Source organism: Bacteroidota bacterium, assembly GCA_016715425.1.
GTDB lineage: Bacteria > Bacteroidota > Bacteroidia > Chitinophagales > BACL12 > JADKAC01.
This window is the reverse complement of sequence record JADKAC010000005.1, coordinates 973,581-994,812: the sequence shown is the minus strand read 5'-3', so window position 1 is coordinate 994,812 and position 21,232 is coordinate 973,581. Positions and strand designations below refer to the sequence as shown.

The window sequence follows — 21,232 nt, the reverse complement described above, 5'->3', positions numbered from 1 at the left end:
AGAATAGTCTCTAAATTCGCAGTTAGCTAAATATATGGAATCAAATATACATTTTGGTAAAGCTCTTATAGAATCACAGCTGTTTATTGCTGATAATGGTGCAAATTTACGAAATGCCTTGGGTAAACTCAACTACAAAAATTTCATTTCCATTTCACAACCTCTTGAAATGTTGTTTTTATGTAGGGAGATAAAAAATTCGGAATCAAGAATTCTAATTATGGAAATGTTGGATAAACTTGTAGGTGCTTGCATAATTGATAAAGCTAAAACCCAAATATTTGAACTGAAACATGAAACCGATTATTCATTAAATATGAATTTATCAAATTCTGCTAAACGTATTTTTTTCTTTGATATTAAACCAAATGAATTACATCTTCATATTCAAATTAAAAAATATGAAATTGGGAATTGGGCAGAATCCAAAATATTTTATTGCGATGGATTAGAATTTTTACTTTCAAATAAGAAAAACCGAGGACTCCTTTGGTCATTATTAAAACAAGAATTTAATATACCATGAAAAAGAAGGTTGTATTTGCTACCCGGAATAAAAATAAGATACTTGAAATCCAAAAATTGTTGCCTGACACAATTGATGTAATTGGTTTAGAGGAAATTCATTGTTATGAAGAATTACCTGAAACTCATGATACAATTGAAGCAAACTCTCTGGAAAAAGCGGAATATGTATATCACAAATATCATGTAGATTGTTTTGCTGAAGACTCCGGTTTAGAAGTAGAAGTTTTAAATGGAGCACCCGGTGTAGATTCAGCATATTATAGTGGTAGCCGCAATCCAAGTAATAATATTGCTTTAGTTTTAAATGAGTTAGGTACCACCGAAAACAGAAAAGCACGATTCAAAACAGTTTTTACTTTTAAGAATGCCTATGAGACCCGACAATTTTCAGGTATTGTGACAGGTGACATCACCCTAACTCCCAGAGGCTCATCAGGTTTTGGCTATGATCCCATCTTCGTACCCACAGGCTATTTAACAACGTTTGCGGAGATGCAACCTTTAGAAAAAATAGTTATAAGTCACAGAACAAAAGCTTTTAATTTGTTGAAAGAGTATTTAAAAAAAAAAGTTTATACTTTGAACATTATGTTTTTATTTTACTCCTGTCAAAAAAAATAACCCTCAACAAATGTCTAAATTAACTATTACAAAAAACTCTTCTGATGAGATACTGATACAGTACAGTATCAACGGAGACAGATCAGCTCAAAAAGCCATTTTCGATAAATATTCAAGCCGCCTGATGGGTGTCTGCATGCGTTATGCGGTGGACCAACCGGCGGCTGAAGATATTCTTCAGGAAGGTTTCATTAAAGCCTTTAAGAATTTGAGTAAATTTCGTAACGAAGGATCTTTTGAGGGATGGCTTCGCCGTATTATGGTGAATACTGCTATTGAAATCTATAGGAAAAAAAATCATCTCTATCCTGTACTTGAAATTGAAACACAAACCGAAAGAGTAACCTATGATAATGTGCTTTCAGATTTAGCTGCTGAGGATATTATGCATATGGTAATGAATTTATCCCCAGGCTATCGCACAGTTTTTAATTTGTATGCGGTGGAAGGTTATTCACATAAAGAAATAGCCGAGCAACTAAATATAAGTGAAGGCACGTCTAAGAGTCAATTAGCTAGGGCTCGTTATATACTTATGAAAAAAGTAGAGGAGCTCACTGGCGTACAACGCAGAGCAATTGGACAATAAAAATAAAAATATAGATAATCTGATCCGACAGCAATTGGAAAAATATTCCCAAGTGCCATCATCAAGGGTATGGGAAAATATAATGGCTGCAGGAATTGACACCTCTGCTCATACCGCTTCTAAAGCTTATAAGAGAAAATATTGGATTTATTCTTTATCCGCAGCAATAGCATTAACTCTTATTGCATTGATTTTCTTACAGCAAGAACCAATTGCCAAAATTTACAATCAGATTTCTGTTTTGGAAAAATCTTACCAAATTAATAAACCAACCAATGCTCAAGAACCTATTAAATCACAAGAACCGTTGTCGAAAAAAGCAAATATCGAATCTAACACTAGTTCTATAAGTCAGTCAATTTCAAATTCACTTCTAACACTCATACCCAAATCAAATATATCACTTCGACAGAATAATTTGCTATTAGCTTCAACTCGCAATCCTACTAATTTTATTGCAAGAAATAATATTGAGAATAGTGAATTTCAAAATTCTGATTTAACTGTAAATGAATCTTCTCAACAGAATGATCAATTAACAATTGAAGAAAGAAATACTTTCATTCCGGAATTGCAAAGGATTGAAACAGTTTTCAATACGTTTGATAATGCCTTAACCGGAATTTATGTAGGGGTGAATGGAGGTTACAATTATACTACTATAGTTGAAAGCAATCCCGTTGGTTATGATAATACGCCAATTGTTTCCACAGGAAAATTTGGACCGAGCAAGGGGATTTCTGTTGGCTATAATTTCAATCAAACTTTCGGAATTCAACTGGATTACAATTACAACAGTATCGAAGGAACCAACTATTCAATAGAGCCCAATAGCAACAATAGGAAATCATTACAATTAATTTATGATCAAATCCCACTTACTTTTAAATTCCGAATTCCTCAAATGAATTATTTGAATCACCGACTTAAGATTCTTAATTTGTATACAGGTATCCAGTATAATAGATTAAAGGAATATCACTTACCCCAAGAGCAACGCTATGATAAGGTGGAAGACCCACTCAATAAAAATACAATATCTTTTGTAGCAGGATTTAATTACGATATCAATGTTTTGCCTTCATTATATCTATCACTGGGAGCTCGTGGATTAATAAGTTCTAATATTGCAAGTAGCAGTTACCCTATTTCTGATAATCAATCACATAGTTTTTCTGTTGGTGCCAGAGTTGGTATTATCTACCAATTTAATACCCATAAATAAATAGTAACTTTTAGAATAATTTTTAAGCGGATGAAATATCTGAGTATTATTCTTTTGGTTTTAATGAGTTGCAATCTATCTGATTCTATTCAGAATTGTAAGGGTGTTTCCACTTCTTTTATTCCGCTGGCGGATTTAAAAAATGATACATTTAATAATTATAACGGAGGGAAATACCCCAATGGGCAAAATGCAATTCCCCTTGCTCATTATAAAAAAGGAATACAATTATTTAATGCTATTTTCCCAATTGATATTAATGGACACATTGATTCAATAAATGGCAAAATTGGTTTTATGATATTGGGATTCAGCACCGCTGCAATGACTGGTAATGTGTTTAAATTGATTTGTACAATGAAAGATTTAGACCCCCATTTAACTATCGGGATTGGAGCGCAAGGAGGAATGGATATTAACGCAATGCTGGATGAAGGTTCCGGATATTGGAGAAAGGCAATTCTTGATTTAAGCAATGTAGGTTTATCAAATGCCCAAATTCAATTAATATGGATTAGCACGGGCGATATGCAATCAGCTTCGTTAGAATTTCCTAAACAAAGCATTGCATTAGCAGATAAATATCACACGCTGTTATTAATGATTAAACAAAAATATCCCAACATTAAAATTGTATTTCTCTCTGACAGAACTTTTGCCGGATATATTGATAACAATGGGCCGCAATTATTAGCAGAACCCACGGCTTATTATACAAGCTGGGCTGTAAAATTTTTAATTGAACGACAATTGCAAAGCTTAACCGATTATACATATTCAGACATACCATTTATAGATTGGGGACCAATGCTATGGACAAATGGTGAAACAGGTGATAGTTATAATTACAAATGGGATTGTGATGATGCGGCCAAAGGAGGAATTCACCCAACGGCTAAAGGCAGATCAAAAGAAGCAATAAGACTTTACAATTTTTTCAGTAATCATCCTTATACAAAACAATTTTTTACTTCTCCACAAAGCCAAGCGAATTAATAAATTTCCAAGCCATTTCAACGGTATCATCAAAGGTGGCATCTGTTGCTATAAACTCAACAGTGTATGCTTTTGCATTGTATTTAAAAAAAACCATTAAATGCTTCTGCGATAAGCGAGGTAAAACTGTAATTACTCGAAAGGCAGACATACCATTCAGTTCAAATTTTTCATTTGCTTCCTTTAAAACTTCTACGCTGTATTTACTCCAGGTATCTACCGTTATATTCAATATCATCTCGGCATAATCTTCAATATTTTGGTTTTCATTCAGTAAGCCTTCACTGGTTATAGAAATTTGTTCTCTAAAAACATACGGTGCACTCTTGTCGTATGGGCGCAGGTAAAGCATAATATCATCCGTGCTGCGATAATCTCTTTCCCAATTAGTAGGATAGCGCATTGATAAGCCATCATTACCCACATAATTGGCAAGCTTCTCATTATTAGAATATGAGGCAGTATCAAATTGAAATTTTGATGTATCACCCATGAATGATTCGGCAGCATTATCCGTCAATAAATAAAAAATATTTTCATTGTTGCCGGCCAATAGAAACTGGGGAATTGAAATAATTAAAATGAATATGATGAATCTCTTTTGCATAAAATATTATCGTTGCAACTGTGTGGGGGGTACATAAGTAAATTGCATATATTTAGAAATAATAGATGCCGCTAATACAATTATAGTCATAATACAAATTGAACGGATTAATCTTCCATTCTTCAATCTCCAATCCTCAAAATCTGCAGTGGGTTCACCAATTTTTAAATTACCACGCATTACAAAAAAACCAGCTCCAAAAACTATTATCAGTACAATTTCGAAAGTAATACTTGTTATAAATTGATACATTGCGCTAAGATAACATACCCGCAATAGATGCTGTTAAAAAACATGCAACTGTTCCTCCTATTAACGCTTTTATTCCAAGACTTGCAAGATTTGCTCTTTGGTTCGGAGCAAGTGCTCCTATACCTCCAATCTGAATTCCGATGGATGAAAAATTACTAAATCCACAGAGTGCATAGGTCGCTATTATAATACTCTTTTCGTTTTCAATCAAACCACTTTCTTTTAAATTTCCTAAAGAACCATAAGCAACAAATTCGTTGATGATAGTTTTTTCTCCCAATAATTGTCCGATATAAAAAATATCTACTGAAGGTGTTCCGATTAACCATGCTACAGGTGCAAATAATTGCCCGAACAAATATTGCAGTGTTAAACCATCATAATCCGAATTATCAGAAATGATTTTATTTAAACCAGTCCATTCACCAATTAAATCATGACAGAAATAATTTAGCATTGCCATAGCAGCTATAAAGGTGATTAACATAGCACCCACATTTGCCGCTAATTTTAGTCCATCCGTAGTTCCGTTACTCAGAGCATCTAAAACATTCACACCAATTTTTTCCTTTCCAACAGTTATTGTTTTATCCACGTTTTCAGTTTGTGGAAACAACATTTTAGATGCTACTACTGCAGCGGGTGCACTCATTACAGAAGCTGCTAATAAATGTGTAGCAAATATTTGTTGCTGTACCGGATCATCACCTCCTAAAAATTGAATGTACGCCGCCATTACTCCACCTGCAATTGTAGCCATGCCGCCAGTCATCACACATAACATTTCACTTTTTGTCATTCCGGATAAATACGGTTTAATCAACAAGGGCGCTTCAGTTTGTCCAATGAAAATATTAGCAGATGCGGATAAGCTTTCTGCACCGGACATGCGCATTGTTTTACTCATAATCCAGGCAAAGAACCAAACAATCTTTTGAAGAATTCCCAAAAAATATAATACAGAAGTAAGCGCTGAGAAAAATAAAATGGTGGGCAATACTTTGAAAGCAAACACAAATCCTACGGTTACAATTTTATTATTTTCACCATCCATTACTTGCGTGATAGCCGGCCATTTACCCAGAACAAATGTGGCACCTGCATCTGTAAATTCAATAATTTTCACGAAGAATCCACTCACCCACGAAAAGGCTTGATAAACTCCGGGGGTTTTTAAAACAAGTAAGCCAAATAACAATTGAATTCCTATTCCTGATAATACAAGTTTCCAATCAATTGCTTTGCGATTATTGCTCAATAAGTAGCAAACAGAAATAAGGAAAAGAATACCTATTAATCCTCTATATATATTTTCTACCATAATAATTTAAACCACGAATATAGAATTAATAGATTATTGAAAACGATGGTGGAATTATTTTTTCTTCCGGCGTTTTTCAATTTCATCACGAATGCGGGCAGCGAGTTCGTAATTTTCTTTGTCTAAAGTTTCTTGAAGTTTTTCCTTCAATTCCTTTAAAGGTAAAATAGTGATATCCCTGATAGGTGGGCTTGGGATTTGCTCTGGCATGGACTCTTCTGTTTCGGCAACGTCTGGTTCGTCAATAGCTTCATCTTCTGCATGACCAACATTACCTGCCGTATCAATTATAAATTCATACACAAAAATTGGACACTTAAATCTCACAGCTAATGCAATAGCATCGGATGTGCGGGAGTCAATTTCAAAAATATTTCCTTCATGTTCGCAGATAAGTTTTGCGAAAAATATCCCATCCTGCAAATTATCTATCAGGATTTCATTTAAGCGAATTTCAAAAACTCCAAAAATATTTTTTATAAGGTCATGGGATAATGGGCGATTGATAGTAACATTTTCTAAAGCAACTGCAATTGCCTGTGCTTCGAATGCTCCAATTACAATTGGTAAATTGCGACTGCCGTTCACTTCATTTAGCATAACAGCATAACTCTGCGATTGTGTTAAAGTATTGGTAAGGCCGGCAATCTGAAGTTCTATTTTACGCATATTGTGCTTAGCGAAGTTATAAATTTAAATAACTTCTGAATCTTATTATTTTCCTTTAAGTTTCAAAACTGCCTGAGTGAGTTTAGGCACAATCTCAAATGCATCGCCCACTATTCCATAATCAGCCGCTTTAAAGAAAGGAGCTTCGGGATCTTTATTAATTACCACAATACATTTACTTTGGTTAACACCAGCAAGATGCTGAATGGCGCCGGAAATTCCAATTGCAATATACAGAGAAGGCTTTATTGTTAAACCAGTTTGACCCACATGTTCATGATGCGGCCTCCATCCGATATCAGCCACAGGTCGAGAGCATGCAGTAGTTGCCCCAATTGCATTTGCTAAATCCTCTATTATCCCCCAGTTTTCAGGACCTTTCAGGCCACGACCGGCAGAAACAACAAGGTCTGCATCAGGTAGTGGAATATGATCCATCGACTCCGCCTTAATTTCTACAATTTTATAATCAAAATCAGTAGCACTTAATTCAACTTTCACATCCTCTACAGAAACAGTATTTTCAATCTCTTCTGTTATAATTGAATTAGGATTGAGTGTGATTACCAAATTTGATTTCATTGGTTTTAATGCAACACTTGCTTTACCACTATATACTGTTTTTGTAAAATGTGCATCTGCATCTTGTGTGGTAGAAACTCCGGATAATAATGAAGCATCCATAGCAACAGCAATTGCCGGCCCGATACTTTTTCCAATGGAATTGTTGGAGAGAATAATAGTGGATGCGCCACAGGATTTAGCAATTGTTGTAATTGCTTTAGAATAAGATTTTGGAGTCATCGTATTTAAACGTTCATCGGAAACATGCTTCACTTTTCCAGCACCGTACTTTCCTAATTTTTCAATCTCACCGGATTCTAATTTTCCCAAAACAACAACAGTTATTTCCTGCGCATTTTTTTGAGCAATTTGTCGGCCGTAAGTAATTACCTCAAAAGCATTTTTCTTAAACGTACCATTATGATGATCAACAAATATTAATACAGACATTTTATCAGATTACTTTAGCTTCGTTATGTAATAAGGTAATTAACTCTTCCGGGTTTTCTGCGGAAATCATTTTACAACTTTCTTTTGCAGGTGGCAAAGTAAAATGAACAGATTGCACTTCCGGCGATACAGCATTTGCTGCCATCACTTGAAGTGGTTTTGTTTTAGATGCTAATATTCCACGCATGTTTGGAATGCGTGCTTCAGCCATTCCTTTTTGAGCACTGATAACACATGGCATTTCTAATTCAACAATTTCTACAACACCTTCAATTTCTCTTTCAATATGCAATGTATTATTCTGCATTTCTAATTTAGATGCAAAAGAAACATAAGGTAAATCTGCAATTGCAGCAATAAATCCACCCACTACTCCACCGTTGTAATCAATCGTTTCTTTTCCGGTAAGAATTAGATCAAAGGAATTAGACTTCGCATAGTTTGCAATATTTTCTGCAGTTTGAAATGCATCTTGCGGATCCACATCAATACGCACTGCATCATCAGCACCTAAGGCTAATGCTTTGCGGATATATTGTTCATTTTCTACAGGTCCAACATTTACCACTGTTACAGTGCCGCCATTTGATTCCTTTAATTCAATTGCCCTTACCAATGCATACCATTCATCATAAGGATTAATAATAAACTGGACTTTATCTTCATTAAATTTTGTTCCATTATCCTTAAATGAGATTTTTGCTGTGGTATCAGGTACTTTACTAATACAAACCAGAATTTTCATAAATTTATTTGATTAAAATTGCTTCTTTAAATCGGGTACAAAGATAGGCAAATAAGCCAAAAAAAATGAATAATATCAACAGATTAGAACAACTACTACAGTTTCTGGAGCAATCTCCGGAGGATGCTTTTTTAAATTATTGTATTGCGTTAGAATATATAAAGAATGAAGATTTTAATGCAGCATTACAGTATTTCAATTATTTAATTGATAATCATCCGGAATATACAGGCACTTATTATCATCTCGGAAAATTGTATGTAAGGCTACAGAAAAAAGATGATGCAATTAAAATATATGATAGTGGTTTATTGATAACAAAACGATTGGAAGATCATCATGCATATTCCGAATTATTATCAGCAAAGAATGAAATTTTAAATGACTACGATGTCGAATTTGATGATTGAAGATTTACAAAAACATATCATTCAAGAACTGCAACCGTATAACGGTAAAACATTTTTGTTGGCTGTAAGTGGTGGATTAGATTCTGTGGTAATGGCACATCTTTTTAAAACTGCTGCATTCAAATTTGGAATTATACATTGTAATTTTCAATTGCGTGGAAATTACTCGGATGCTGATTCAGAATTTGTAAAATCACTTGCTGAAAATTTTGATGTTGCTTTCTTTTCCAAAATATTTGAAACAGAAAAATATGCTTTTGAAAATAAATTGAGTATTGAAGAAGCTGCCCGTAACTTACGTTATCAATGGTTTGAAGAAATTCGCAAAGCATTTCATTATGATTTTATTGTAACAGCACATCATGCCAATGATAATCTCGAAACCACATTATTACATTTAATTAAAGGCAGCGGCATTCATGGTATGCAAGGCATTCCTAAACGCAATGGAAACATCATAAGGCCATTGCTAAAAGTAAGTCGTGAAGGATTGCAAACTTTTGCAGAGAAAAATAATATTAAACACTGCACAGATTCAACCAATGCATTAAACATTTACACCCGCAATAAAATACGGAACACAGTTATACCAGTTTTAAAAGAAATTAATCCCGCATTGGAATCCACATTTGTGCAGACAAATCAAAATTTTAATGAAGCGGCATTTATCGTAAAAGAATTTCTATCAAGAAAAATAAAGAAATTAAAAATTACTAAGGGAGAAAATATATTCTTCAGCATTGCGGCATTAAATGCACTTGCATATAAACGGTCTTTATTATTTCAATTATTAAATTCCTACAAGTTTTCTGCGGAACAAGTAATTGCAATTAGTGAGAATTTATTTGGTAGTGGTAAGATATTTTTAAGCTCTACACACAGAATAATTATTGATAGAAAATTTTTAATCATTAATGAAATTTCAACCAAAGAAAGTCCGCTATATGTTATTAATGAAACCACTAAATCAATTTCGGTTGGGAACATATCATTCGAAATTGATTATATAATAAACAAACCAAATGCATGCAAACCAGGAAATTCTATTGCATGTTTCGATATGCTGCATATCACCTACCCAATCACCGTACGCAGATGGAAACGAGGAGATTATTTATACCCTGTTGGTATGAAAAAAGCAAATGGAAATCCTGCAAGAAAAAAAATCAGCGATTTGTTTACTGATGCAAAATACAGCCTTTTGGAAAAAGAAAATACTTGGATATTTCTCTGTGATGAAAAAGTGATTTGGGTTTCCGGATTAAGACAAGATTACAAATCTGTATCAAAAGAAAATAGTGCGCATATTCTGAAAATAAAAATGCACTCCGTATAAGAAGTGCATTAAATAATTTTAAAATGGATATTAATTCAAAATAAATTTTTGAGTAGACATTAATCCTGTTGAATCCTTCAACATTAATACAAACACTCCTGATGCTAATGCAGGTAGGTCTATTGTAAATGTATTAATGCCATTGCTACCATTCACATCTTGTGCATACACTGTTTTACCTGTAAAATCTATAATAGAAATATTGCCAGCAATAAATTGTTCAGTAACAAAACTTACGTTCAACATATTTCCTGATTCAGCAGGATTAGGATAAATGGAAAGCGCAGTAAAATTATTTTCATTCGCATCTATATCAGCCATTAACTGATACCCTGTTGAAAAATCCCAGTAGTCACAATAGGATTCACAATAATTTATATCACCAACCGGACGAATACGCCAGTAATATTTTTTTTCAGCACTAAGTGTAGTAAGAATTATGGATGTGTCAGAAATCAATCTGTTATATGATAATGCATTAAACCCAGTGTTCAAGGATATGCTTAATTCATAAAATTTTGCATTTGGAATTGCATTCCATTTCAATTCAGTATAATTAGAATATAAATTTTCAGTACCTGTAATTGGACTAACAAGAGTAGCTGAATCAAGATCAACATAAATAGGATCATCTCCACTTAATAAATAATTTCTAGGTCCGGTTAAGTTGGCTTGCATAGCTGCTTGTTGATCCTCTTTAAATTGAACCATACAAGGATCATCCGCATACGACATCATATTAGTACCATCGGGTGTAAACGTTTCGCCATTGGGATCAGTAAACTCTGGCGGACCAGAACAATTCCATCTGTAGCTGGCATAATCTGGTGGAGTATTGCAAAAGCCATCACCTGCCGATTCACAATTAGATCCATCCACATTTTCTTGATCGGAAGCTGAAGGTGTTCCGTATTCCCAACCATAAAAAGTATGTGGCAAACTAAAGAAATGTCCAAGCTCATGAGCGATAGTACTATTGCCAATATTGCCACAAGATTTTGCTATTGCAACTGCATCACCTGCATAAGAAAAATAACCGCAATTTCCGGCAGGATCATTTACATAATATAGGTTGGCAGCACCACTCACATTATGTGCAGCCATCATATTATATCCTGTATAAAAATCATGTGAATAGTAAGATGTATTAGAAATATAATCCAAATCACCATCTAAATAAAATACAAAACCCGTAGGTTCAAACTGTACATTTAAATCACACATGTTTTGTATAATAATATTTGCATTTAAAAAACCAGTTCCTTCATCATTTCCCACTACATGTATTTTAAGAGGAACATAATGCACATCTCCACCTCGCATTTCAGAAGGAATATAATTTTGTTGAAATTCTCTTAACCAGCTTAATTGTTCTTCATCTGTTTGTGTACCACAAAAATTTTCTTGCGCATTTACAAATAACGGTAAAACAATTGCTGCGAGGATTAAATATTTTTTCATAAAGTTTTTAATTCGGTGCAAAGGTAAGTCTATAGGCAGAAAAACTGAACTGATTTACAAAATTAAAAGTCAAAATGACGTAACTTTGCGACGCAAAAAATAATTTTTAGATGAAAAAAGTAAGCGTTATCGGAGCTGGAAATGTAGGCTCAACAGTGGCAAATGTTTTGGCACATAAAGATTTTTTAAAGGAAATAGTTCTGCTTGATATTAAAGAAGGTGTTGCAGAAGGAAAAAGTTTAGATACTTGGCAGCAAGCTTCTATTGATAATTATAGCACCTATTTAAATGGTGTAACCAATAACTATGAAGCTACTGCTGGAAGTGATGTTGTTGTTATAACTTCTGGTCGCCCCCGTAGCCCGGGAATGAGTCGTGATGATTTAATTAATATCAATGCAGATATAGTAAAGTCAGTTACTGAGAATGTAATTAAACATTCGCCGAATGCAATTATTATTATTGTTTCTAATCCATTGGATGTAATGTCTTACTGCGCATATTTAACTGCCGGTATTCCATCCAACCGAGTAATGGGAATGGCAGGTATTTTAGATACAGCGAGATACAGAGCTTTCCTAGCAACTGAATTAAATGTATCTCCAAAAGATATTCAAGCCTTATTATTAGGTGGTCATGGTGATACCATGGTTCCGCTTCCTCGTTATACAACTGTTGCCGGAATTCCAGTTACAGATTTGATTGATGAAAGTAAATTGAATGCAATTGTTGACCGCACTAAAAAAGGTGGTGGCGAAATAGTAAATCTTCTAGGTACAAGTGCTTGGTATGCACCCGGTGCTGCTGCTGCTCAAATGGTAGAAGCAATTATTAAAGATGAAAATAGAATTTTCCCATGTTGTGTTTGGCTTAATGGTGAATATGGATTGAAGGATATTTTTCTTGGAGTTCCTGTAAAGTTGGGCAAGAATGGTATTGAAGAAATTATCGAATTGAAATTGAATGATTCTGAAAAACAATTATTAAATGATTCTGCCAAAGCCGTAAAAGAAGTGATGAGTGTGCTTGATAAAAAAATGGCGGCCACTATTTAATAAATTATTAAAAAACAATTCAGCCGTGATTTTCACGGCTTTTTTTTTATTATGAAAATACCATTAATAATTCGTAACCTGCCACCGCTTGGCAGCCATATTTTTGTTAGAGGAAATATTGATTCCAAGAAAGTATTGTGGCTAATTGATACGGGAGCATCTCAATCCGTAATTGATAAAACTTTTGTTTCAACTTATTTTCAGGATAATATAATTTCTGAAACCGAACATCAAACAACCGGCTTAGGAGCTACTTATGAAAAAAGCGAATTTGTTCGTTTGAAAAATTTACAGATTGGAAAATTTAAAATCACTTCTAAAAAGTTTGCAGTTATTGATTTAGATATTGTAAATGCTGCTTATGTATCTGCAGGTATGCCTCGTATTGAAGCAATTATTGGAGGTGATATTCTTAAAAAATATAAGGCCATTATTAATTATAGCAAGAAGGAATTCACTTTAAATAACTCATGATTTCTGATTATTAAAAGGAGTAAAAAAAAATCGGAAGTATAATTACATCCGATTTTAAAAAAATATAGTAGAGAATAAAATTTTAACGCATAAGAATTACAGTAGATGTTTTTGCAAGTTCTTTCCCAAGCAATTCATCCTTAGCTCGCATATTAACTATGTAGGTACCAATCTCAGCAGGTCGACCTTGATAAGTGCCATCCCAACCTCGTGAGGCACCATCCCATTCAAATACCAATTCACCCCAGCGGTTATAAACCTGATATTCCTCTAATAATCCAGGTCCAATCACAACAGGAATATAATAATCATTCAGGTCGTCCCCATTAGGAGAAAATGCATTTGGTGTGACCAGATATACAGGATCAATAACATTAACAGTAACAGAATCATATCCCACACAGCCAAACTCATCATATCCAGTTAGAAAATACATAGTAGTATCCTGCGGATTTGCAATAGGATTATAAATATCAGGATTAGATAATGCTTCTGTAGGTGTCCAGGAATAAGTAGCTCCACCACTTGCAATTAATTGTGTAAATCCTCCTTTAATAATCAATTTATCAAGCCCGGCCTCTATATCCGGCACCGGCAATAAATCTATATAGACTACATCAGTATCTGCACAACCTAATGCATTGTAGGCTATCAAAAAATAATACATATCAGTTTCAGGAGCTGTTACTTCAGTATTTGGATCAGTAGGGTCTGTTAAATAAACGGGAGGCTGCCATAAGTAAGTGTCACCACCACTACCTTGTAGGTTTATTACGCCATCAGGACAAATGATGGTATCATTTCCGGCATTTGCAATACCTGTAACCGGTTCTGCATACACATAAATAGTATCCAAAATTGTATCACACTCTGCATAACCAGCAACGTAGTAAACTATATCATTAAAAGGAGTTGAAATTACATTGGTGCCAGTGGTAGTATTCAGAAAAGTAGGTGGGGTCCAAATCCATTCATAATCTTCACCACCTTCAATAGTAAAATCAATAGTAGCTCCAGCGCAAGTTTCAACAATAGGATCTGCAGTTATATTAACGCCATCGGCAGTAATACCATAACTGCCCGCATAATCTAATGCCTCATTTAGGTGGGCCAGATCAAGGATATATACAAATTTAATTTCCTCACACTCGCCGGCAGCAATAGTTGGGATATAAAAAACTATTTGAATTGCACAATCACAATTTGTGGATGACCCTACTTCTGTTTCATAACCAGGGAAGCAAAATCCACCGCCAGTGCCCACATAAGCATCGGAAGGATCCCCATCACCAGTGCTGAAACAACCATAAGATGCTCTGGCATTTGGGTCTCTAGCCCCAAATGCTAAATAACAACCAATAGCTGCACCCACTGCTTCAGAAACTGCATCGCAACCTTCAGGTGGATTTGAAATTATAGTATTAATCGTATTAAATGTTCCCCCATAAACTACATCATTATCCGGATCCACATTTCTCATATAATAAACATCTGTAAGGTCAGTGGCTCCTTCATTACATAATGTTATCGTAGTAAGAAAATAAACTGCATCCTCAGGTAATGTGGTATGTTGTGTAATATTTAAATCTTCTGAAGATATGTCACCTTCCCAAGTCATTGAATAGGTACCAGCCGTGTAATCATAACCTGTAACTTCTCCGGGAATTTCCGAAGGCCAACAACCTTGGCTTGAATTCACCCAAACGTTAGATCCTACTTGCACAGCAAAACCTTCTTCAGGAGATCCGGGAATAAAATAATCACCGCAATAAACCGGAGAACCTGTTCCCCATCCGTCTAAATCCGAATCAGCAACAAAACCTAATACAGGTCCTGAATTAGGATGATATCCTGCCGGTGCAGAGCCTTGCGAACCAAACACTCCGCAATCGTTTAAACCAACCTCAACATAGGTTCCTTGTATAAATGCCTCACTTCCTACAATTTGCGCATTTACTACTATACTAGAGGAAAGAAGCATAGCAAAAAGCATCAGCTTACTTAGTAAACTGAATTGCGCTTTTTTATTAATTAATGTATGCACTTTTTATTTTTTTATTGATTAAAGTTATTATGTCAATTCATTTGTTATTACAATTTCTAAATATACGACTTACCGAATTAATACAAATGTTCCGTTTATAGATTGCACTGCATCATCAAACGACTTTTTTGCTCTTGCAATTACTACATAGGAGCCTACTTCTGCTTCTTTTCCGTTCCATGTGCCATCCCAACCATTGCTTCCATCAGCGGTATTAGGAGCAGAATTTTCAAATAAAATTTCACCCCAACGGTTATAAATTGCGTAGTACTCTAAATCACCACTACCGGAAACTGCCGGATAATAATAATCATTAACTCCATCACCATTAGGTGAGAAAGCATTTGGCAACAATACATTCAATTCACCAATTACATATACGACAACGGTATCTGTATTCACACAGCCTTGAGCATCTGTAACAGTTACAGTATAAATGAGCGTATCCTGTGGCTGAGCAATTGGGCTTTGAATATTAGGATCACTTAATCCATCTACAGGCGACCAGGAAAAAATTACGCCCCCGGTAGTTACATCCAATTGTGTTGTCTCATCAAGGAAAACATCAATTGTATAAGGACTCGCAGTGGCAGTAACTTCAGGTAAATAATTTACAGTTACTGTCATCTCATCAGTATTCACACATCCATTTACATCTGTTCCTGTAACCGTATAAATAGTTTCATCATCAACAGTACAAATGGGATTTGCGATATTTGGATTGCTTAAACCAATTGCAGGAGTCCAAACATAGCTTACACCACCGGTAGCTTCTAATTCAATTTGACCATCCACGCAAATTGCTTCATTAGCACCGGCATTTATATTTGGCAATGGATTAACCGTTACAAGGACTGCAGAATAAGCCGGACAACCTAATGTATCGTAAGTAGTTAAAGTATATGCCGTAGTTGTTGTAGGAGAAGCAACTGGATTGGCAATATTGGGATCACTTAAACCCAAAGAAGGTGACCATAAATAAATATCTTCTGCCGATCCACCATTTCCATTTAAAGTTGTAGAAGAACCGATACAAATATCTTCATCTAAACCTGCATCAGAAAATTCATCATTGTCAACATAAATAGTTACGTTAATTGTAGCGTCTCCACAAAATCCTCCAACACCAACAGCTGTGAAAGTAGTTGTTTCATCTACTGTAGCGATAACAGATATACCTGTATCAATATTTAAATGTTCAGAAGGTGTCCATGTCCATAAATAATCATCAGCACCTAATACTTCTAAAGTTACAGGATCGCCCGGATTACATATAGTATAACTGCCGCCACTTGCTACGGATACATCATTTGCTGTTAAGTTATAAGTAACAGTAGCTTCTAATGCTTCTTCCAAATCTGAAATGTTTAATATATAAGCGAATGCAACACATTTACATTCACCCGGATTTATTACGGGAATATAAAATGCAATAGAGGTTGCTATATCTCCCACTTCAGATCCACTGGATTCATAACCGCCGGTACCGTTCCATACATCTTCAGGATCGCCGTCACCGGTACCAAAATTTCCATAACTCACACGAGCCAAAGTATCACGAGCTCCTAAACCTAGGAAACAACCATAGGTTAATCCTTCTGAAGCTACCAATGCTTGCTCATCTGCGGGAGGCTGATACACAATTTCATTATCAGTTGTAAAATCTCCTGACCAAGGTTGATCATTATCCGGATCCACATTACGCATATAATACACATCTTCTAAAGGCTCATCGCCATCATTACAAAATAGAATCCGTGTTACAAAATAAAGTTTGTCTTCTGGCAAAGTTGTAATCTGTGTAATACTTAAATCTGCAGATGCGATAGATCCTTCCCAAGTACCAGTATAAACTCCACCGGAATAAGAATATTCAGCTACATCGCCGGGAATTTCATCTGGAAAGCAGTTTTGATCTGTATTTATCCATGTGGTTGCACCAATTTGAACCTGCCATCCTTCCACAGGAGTGCCTGGCACAAAATAGTCACCACAATAATCAGGAGTGCCAGTATCCCAGCCATCACTTTCCCAATCGGCTACGAAACCTAATCCTGTTAAACCCGGATTCGCATGAAAATCATCAGCAGCAGGTGGTAAACTTCCTGAGCCAAATGCTCCGCATTGATTTATTCCAACTTCAACAAATTGACCTTTAAGAAATAAATTAGATCCAATTATTTGGCTGTAATTAGCAGATATACAAAAAAGTAATACCGCCATTAAAGCCGGTATTTTATAAATATTTCCAACTCCCATGTTATTCGTTAAATTTATTGTAGGCGCCTAAGTAACGAGATGAAACACTGGTAAAATAGGTGTTCCATTTTGCAACACCCCAATCAGGTGTAGGTGCATACTGCAGCATTAAATGTACTGTTGCTGTTTGTGCTGCATAGTCAACTTTAGCATTTACAAGATTATCAGTCATACTTCTGAAAAAGCGATCTGCTGCTGCAGCATCTTTGAAGCCCATGTTTGAGATATCAACCGTATAAACAGGTGATAATTCTGCATCTGTTGGAATAGTCAAAACCATATTCTCATCAAATGATGCCACAGGAATTTCCGTTTGGGCAATTGCTGATTGTGTCGTTAAGAAAAGAAAACCAGACACTAATACTGTAAGGAGGTAAATTTTTTTCATAATTACTTTTTAAGTTGCTTTTAAAAAATCTGTCTAAAGTTACTATTAAACTAAACGTATATCAAATTACACTGTGTGTGTAATTATGAAGTATTACAAAATGACAATTCCTTGAATTTGCACTACAAAAAAGTAAGCCCTTTTGAAGTGCTTATCGAATCAATACAAATGTTCCATTTATAGTTTGTATAGCTTCATCAAATGATTTCTTAGCACGAGCAATTACAACATAAGAGCCCACTTCTGCCTCAGTTCCATTCCATGTCCCATCCCAACCATTGCTGCCATCTGCTGTATTTGGTGCAGTATTTTCAAATATCATTTCGCCCCAGCGGTTATAAATTGCATAGTATTCTAAATCACCACTCCCGCTTACTGCCGGGTAATAATAATCATTTACTCCATCGCCATTAGGTGAAAAGGCATTTGGCAATAACACTTTCAACTCTCCAATTACATTTACTATAACAGTATCAGTATTTACACAACCATACTGATCAGTTACGGTAACTGTGTAAATCGTTGTATCCTCCGGTTGAGCTATTGGATTTTGAATATTCGGATCACTTAATCCATTTGGAGGAGACCAATTGAAAATAATTCCACCCGTAACCACGTCTAATTGTGTTGTTTCTCCAAGAAAAACATCAATTGTATATGGATTTGCCGTAGCAATAATTTCGGGTAAATAATTTACAGAAACTGTAATTTCATCAGTATTTATACAACCGTTTTCATCCGTTCCTGTAACCGTATAAGTAGTTTCATCATCCACTGTACAATTAGGGTTTGCAATATTTGGATTGCTTAAACCAATTGCAGGAGTCCAGACATAACTCACACCACCTGTAGCTTCCAATTCAATTTCACCATCCACACAAATTGCTACATCAGCACCTGCATTGATAATGGGAAGTGGATCAACTGTAATTAATACCGCAGAATAAGCTGGGCAGCCGAGTGTATCATAAGTGGTTAAAGTATAGGCTGTTGTAGTAATTGGAGAAGCAACAGGATTTGAAATATTGGGATCGCTTAAACCTAAATCCGGAGACCATAAATATATATTTTCTGCTGGACCACCAAATCCGCTTAAGGTAGTTGATGAACCAATACATATTGATTGATCAGGCCCTGCATCAGACAATTCATCTTCATCAACAATTAAGGTGAAGGAAGTTGTTATATCTCCACATTCACCACCAACACCTGTTACTGTATATGTTGTAGTTTCCTCTGGCGTTGCAACAATTGAATCACCAACGGTACTGCTTAAATAAATATCAGGCGACCAAGTCCAGGTAACTGCAGGATCACCATTCGCTTCCAGAATAACCGTATCTCCAACTTCACAAACAGCATATTGACCCGTCGCAGAAATACTCACACCGTTGGCAGTTAGTCCCACTCCTCCGGAAAGTGTAGCTTCTAAAGCATCTTGCAGATCGGAAGGATCAAGCACATGCGCATAATTTATAATTGTACATTCTCCTGCAGGAATATCCACTTTAAAAGTAATTTGCACAGCACAGTCACAAGAAGTACTGCCTGAAATACTGTAACCACCAGTTCCTGTCCATGCATCGGAAGGCGTAGATGGTGAAATAAAGAAATTGCCATAACTAACACGGGCACGATTATCTACAGCACCAATGCCTAAAAAACAACCGCAAGATTCTCCATCAGCAGTAACAAGAGCAGTATCATCTGATGGATAATTATAAACTATAACATTTTCAGTTTGATACGAACCGCAATTATCTACATCCTGATCTGGGTCTACATTTCTCGTATAATACACATCAGTTAAGTCTGTATCACCTGTATTACATAGCTCCACAGAGGTTAGAAAAAATAAAGCGCCATTGGGAAAAGAGGTTGTTTGTGTTATTGATAAATTAATTCCTGTTTCATCCAATTCGCCTTCCCAAACTGCGAGTTGCACACCGGCTGCATCCACATAACTGGTGATAGAACCATCCATGTCCGCAGCACCAAATCCTGTTTCACCATAACCCAAACAAGGCAAGTAGTGGTTTTCCCAAACATCTCCGTCCCACTCTATTGCCCAACCTTCCTCGGGACTACCCGGCGTAAAATAATCTCCACAAAAATTCGGCTCACCGGCTCCGGTAGATTCATCCCAGCCATCTTTTTCGTGGTCAGCAATAAAACCCAATCCATTTATATTAATACCATGATATTCTCCAAGTGGCCCATCCGGTGGAGTTGCACTACTGCCATATACACCACATTCAGAAATACCAAGTTCTATAAAACATCCTTGAAGAAAAACATCACCACCCACCATTTGTGAATTTCCTTTAAAAGCGATCAAGCTCAATATCATAAAAACTATGAGAGAAGTATTGAATTTAAGGTTCATATGTTTGTATTTTAATATTTAAAAACTTCACTAAGGTCTGAAAAACTACTTAAACAAGAAAGTTAGAAATATAATAATTATGAATTTACCAAAATATGTCAATTCCTTTTCAAGATATCCGACAAAATAAATAAAAGTAATTTCTAATATAGAGACTCTGAATTCTGTAATACCAATTAATCAAGAAAAAATTTGATGAACAACATGAATTTCTTTGAATTTCTCTCAAGTTAAAATAGTCTCTAAAAAGATTTAATTTAGTTTTTAAACTTTAGCACAAATAATTAATACATTAAAAAAAACTTATATAATATGTCAGACGAGGAATTAAAAATCAAGTTTCAGAAAATTGAAGACAACTTTAATTTGGCTATAATCTCTAATAATGTGGATGAAATAAAAAAATGCATTACATCTGATTGGGTTATTGTGGATAGTGGTGGAGGCATTATTGCTCAAGATAAATTTTTTGAAGTATTACAGCAAGGCATTTTATCGCATTCTACAATGACAAAGGAAACATTAAGGGTAAAAATTTATGGTGATATTGCATTGGTTATAGGTCGTGGACAAAACACCGGAACCTGGCAAGGTAAACCAATGAGAGCCGATGAGTGGATTACCGATGTATATAAAAAAGAAAACGACAAATGGCTTTGTGTTTTAACGCATCTAACGCCAGTAAAAAAATAAACTATTTAGCACATTTAATACTTGAAAGCTGTTTTCACAGTGAAGAGGCTATTCCATTTTCCAGGTTTAATTATTTAATCCAATCAATTGATTGTTATAGTGAATAGAATTGAGTTGAAAAATTATCCTATGACGAAATTTAACAATTTGTAGAAATCT

General features: G+C 35.2%; 21 protein-coding genes. 10 read left to right on the top strand and 11 right to left on the bottom strand.

Annotated elements, in window-relative coordinates; genetic code table 11:
* Positions 1-34: 34 nt before the first annotated feature.
* Genes IPN31_10120 through IPN31_10100 form a run of 5 tightly spaced genes read left to right on the top strand, consistent with a single transcriptional unit; the run spans position 35 to position 3,959 of the window.
* A complete protein-coding gene (locus IPN31_10120; GenBank protein ID MBK8682237.1) occupies positions 35-526 on the top strand; it encodes a hypothetical protein in 492 nt (163 codons plus the stop codon).
* The gene (gene rdgB, locus IPN31_10115) at positions 523-1,149 is read left to right on the top strand and encodes an RdgB/HAM1 family non-canonical purine NTP pyrophosphatase (GenBank protein ID MBK8682236.1); all 627 of its coding nucleotides are present in this window, start codon (positions 523-525) and stop codon (positions 1,147-1,149) included. Before IPN31_10120 ends, rdgB begins: the two co-directional genes overlap by 4 nt.
* Positions 1,150-1,159: 10 nt before the next feature.
* Positions 1,160-1,738: an RNA polymerase sigma factor gene (locus IPN31_10110; GenBank protein ID MBK8682235.1), complete on the top strand. Its 579-nt coding sequence runs from the start codon at positions 1,160-1,162 to the stop codon at positions 1,736-1,738.
* Positions 1,728-2,963, top strand: coding sequence for an outer membrane beta-barrel protein (locus IPN31_10105; GenBank protein ID MBK8682234.1), 1,236 nt, complete (start codon positions 1,728-1,730; stop codon positions 2,961-2,963). The genes IPN31_10110 and IPN31_10105 overlap by 11 nt, the downstream gene beginning before the upstream one ends.
* A 30-nt stretch (positions 2,964-2,993) precedes the next feature.
* Positions 2,994-3,959, top strand: coding sequence for a hypothetical protein (locus IPN31_10100; protein MBK8682233.1), 966 nt, complete (start codon positions 2,994-2,996; stop codon positions 3,957-3,959).
* On the opposite strand, the gene IPN31_10095 is transcribed toward IPN31_10100, so the two are convergent.
* Genes IPN31_10095 through IPN31_10070 form a run of 6 tightly spaced genes read right to left on the bottom strand, consistent with a single transcriptional unit; the run spans position 3,931 to position 8,567 of the window.
* Entirely contained in the window at positions 3,931-4,566 is a 636-nt protein-coding gene (locus IPN31_10095; protein ID MBK8682232.1) for a hypothetical protein, read from the bottom strand. The two genes, IPN31_10100 and IPN31_10095, sit on opposite strands and share 29 nt — an antisense overlap.
* Before the next feature lie 6 nt (positions 4,567-4,572).
* Complete coding sequence (locus IPN31_10090; GenBank protein ID MBK8682231.1) at positions 4,573-4,818, bottom strand: hypothetical protein; 246 nt, start codon at positions 4,816-4,818, stop codon at positions 4,573-4,575.
* Positions 4,819-4,822: 4 nt separating this feature from the next.
* Entirely contained in the window at positions 4,823-6,139 is a 1,317-nt protein-coding gene (locus IPN31_10085; GenBank protein ID MBK8682230.1) for a hypothetical protein, read from the bottom strand.
* Positions 6,140-6,193: 54 nt separating this feature from the next.
* A complete protein-coding gene (locus IPN31_10080) occupies positions 6,194-6,808 on the bottom strand; it encodes a bifunctional nuclease family protein (GenBank protein MBK8682229.1) in 615 nt (204 codons plus the stop codon).
* Between the two features lie 45 nt (positions 6,809-6,853).
* On the bottom strand, positions 6,854-7,822 hold the full coding sequence (locus IPN31_10075; GenBank protein MBK8682228.1) for an electron transfer flavoprotein subunit alpha/FixB family protein: 969 nt from the start codon (positions 7,820-7,822) through the stop codon (positions 6,854-6,856).
* A gap of 4 nt (positions 7,823-7,826) precedes the next feature.
* The gene (locus tag IPN31_10070; protein ID MBK8682227.1) at positions 7,827-8,567 is read right to left on the bottom strand and encodes an electron transfer flavoprotein subunit beta/FixA family protein; all 741 of its coding nucleotides are present in this window, start codon (positions 8,565-8,567) and stop codon (positions 7,827-7,829) included.
* A gap of 65 nt (positions 8,568-8,632) precedes the next feature.
* On the opposite strand from IPN31_10070, the gene IPN31_10065 reads away from it, so the two are divergent.
* Positions 8,633-8,977, top strand: coding sequence for a tetratricopeptide repeat protein (locus tag IPN31_10065; GenBank protein ID MBK8682226.1), 345 nt, complete (start codon positions 8,633-8,635; stop codon positions 8,975-8,977).
* Positions 8,958-10,313 carry a tRNA lysidine(34) synthetase TilS gene (gene tilS, locus IPN31_10060; GenBank protein MBK8682225.1) on the top strand — a complete coding sequence of 452 codons (1,356 nt, stop codon included), beginning with the start codon at positions 8,958-8,960 and terminating at the stop codon, positions 10,311-10,313. The genes IPN31_10065 and tilS overlap by 20 nt, the downstream gene beginning before the upstream one ends.
* A 30-nt stretch (positions 10,314-10,343) precedes the next feature.
* Here the strand turns inward: tilS and IPN31_10055 are convergent, their stop codons facing one another.
* A complete protein-coding gene (locus IPN31_10055; protein ID MBK8682224.1) occupies positions 10,344-11,774 on the bottom strand; it encodes a T9SS type A sorting domain-containing protein in 1,431 nt (476 codons plus the stop codon).
* A 110-nt stretch (positions 11,775-11,884) separates the two neighbouring features.
* Here IPN31_10055 and mdh point away from each other — a divergent pair, with 110 nt between their 5' ends.
* The gene (mdh, locus tag IPN31_10050) at positions 11,885-12,829 is read left to right on the top strand and encodes a malate dehydrogenase (GenBank protein ID MBK8682223.1); all 945 of its coding nucleotides are present in this window, start codon (positions 11,885-11,887) and stop codon (positions 12,827-12,829) included.
* A gap of 51 nt (positions 12,830-12,880) precedes the next feature.
* Positions 12,881-13,303: a retropepsin-like domain-containing protein gene (locus IPN31_10045; protein MBK8682222.1), complete on the top strand. Its 423-nt coding sequence runs from the start codon at positions 12,881-12,883 to the stop codon at positions 13,301-13,303.
* 82 nt (positions 13,304-13,385) lie between these two features.
* Here the strand turns inward: IPN31_10045 and IPN31_10040 are convergent, their stop codons facing one another.
* From IPN31_10040 to IPN31_10025, 4 genes are all read right to left on the bottom strand, one after another.
* Complete coding sequence (locus IPN31_10040) at positions 13,386-15,347, bottom strand: gliding motility-associated C-terminal domain-containing protein (GenBank protein ID MBK8682221.1); 1,962 nt, start codon at positions 15,345-15,347, stop codon at positions 13,386-13,388.
* Between the two features lie 69 nt (positions 15,348-15,416).
* Positions 15,417-17,570, bottom strand: coding sequence for a gliding motility-associated C-terminal domain-containing protein (locus IPN31_10035; GenBank protein MBK8682220.1), 2,154 nt, complete (start codon positions 17,568-17,570; stop codon positions 15,417-15,419).
* A 37-nt stretch (positions 17,571-17,607) separates the two neighbouring features.
* Positions 17,608-17,994, bottom strand: a complete 387-nt coding sequence (locus IPN31_10030; protein ID MBK8682219.1) for a hypothetical protein — start codon at positions 17,992-17,994, stop codon at positions 17,608-17,610.
* A gap of 151 nt (positions 17,995-18,145) precedes the next feature.
* Positions 18,146-20,380 (bottom strand): gliding motility-associated C-terminal domain-containing protein, encoded by a 2,235-nt coding sequence (locus tag IPN31_10025; GenBank protein ID MBK8682218.1) that lies wholly within the window; start codon positions 20,378-20,380, stop codon positions 18,146-18,148.
* 312 nt (positions 20,381-20,692) lie between these two features.
* Here IPN31_10025 and IPN31_10020 point away from each other — a divergent pair, with 312 nt between their 5' ends.
* Positions 20,693-21,073 (top strand): nuclear transport factor 2 family protein, encoded by a 381-nt coding sequence (locus IPN31_10020; GenBank protein MBK8682217.1) that lies wholly within the window; start codon positions 20,693-20,695, stop codon positions 21,071-21,073.
* Positions 21,074-21,232 lie beyond the last annotated feature (159 nt).